The 1,001-nt window shown below is 48.7% G+C and carries 2 tRNA genes and 2 rRNA genes; all 4 read left to right on the top strand.

The features are described 5' to 3' along the window. Positions 1-224 (top strand): 16S ribosomal RNA (locus tag AC0V2Y_RS28045); the annotation flags it as partial. Positions 225-324: 100 nt separating this feature from the next. Beyond that, positions 325-401, top strand: a tRNA-Ile gene (locus AC0V2Y_RS28040). Between the two features lie 67 nt (positions 402-468). Further along, a tRNA-Ala gene (locus AC0V2Y_RS28035) sits at positions 469-544 on the top strand. 238 nt (positions 545-782) lie between these two features. Next, a 23S ribosomal RNA gene (locus AC0V2Y_RS28030) occupies positions 783-1,001 on the top strand; the annotation flags it as partial.

Genomic DNA, 1,001 nt, shown 5'->3' with positions numbered 1-1,001 from the left:
ACTCGACTGCATGAAGTTGGAATCGCTAGTAATCGCGGATCAGCATGTCGCGGTGAATACGTTCCCGGGTCTTGTACACACCGCCCGTCACACCATGGGAGCGGGTTTTACCAGAAGTAGGTAGCTTAACCGCAAGGAGGGCGCTTACCACGGTAGGATTCGTGACTGGGGTGAAGTCGTAACAAGGTAGCCGTATCGGAAGGTGCGGCTGGATCACCTCCTTTCTAGAGTTTGCACGAACCAGTTAAATGGTTCACGCATCAAATGTTCACACTTATCGGCTGTTTAATTAAGAAGAAACAGTAGTCGTAGTAGCACCGCGTTGGGGCTGTAGCTCAGCTGGTTAGAGCACCGTGTTGATAACGCGGGGGTCGTTGGTTCGAGTCCAACCAGCCCTACCAGTAAAAACAAACCCGGGGGTAAGGTGGACACTAGTCCAGCCAGACCTACCAGTATGTAATACCCACAGGGGGATTAGCTCAGCTGGGAGAGCACCTGCTTTGCAAGCAGGGGGTCGTCGGTTCGATCCCGTCATCCTCCACCACGTTTTACCGAAAGTGCAAACGTAAGCCAGTCAGGTTTAGGTTTGATCTTTTAGCGATCAAAGCTGTTTCGTTCTTTAACAATCTGGAAGAAGTAAAGATTATTTATTGATCGGTTTGCCGTAAAAAGCGAATCGATGGGTAATGATTGTATGTATCAACAAACAAGCAACAACGTTGTACTTTCTTATCCCTGTAGCGCTCTTTTCGTTTGAAAGGATGAAGAGGCTAACGTTATAGGGACAAGCGAATAAGTGCACATGGTGGATGCCTTGGCGATTACAGGCGATGAAGGACGTAGTAGCTTGCGATAAGCTGCGGGGAGTGAGCAAACACACTTTGATCCGCAGATTTCCGAATGGGGCAACCCACCCTTTTAGGGTATTGCATACTGAATACATAGGTATGCAAGGCGAACGCGGCGAACTGAAACATCTAAGTAGCTGCAGGAAAAGAAAT

This window comes from Janthinobacterium sp. BHSEK (assembly GCF_056174685.1).
This window is presented reverse-complemented; position numbering and strand designations above follow the sequence as displayed.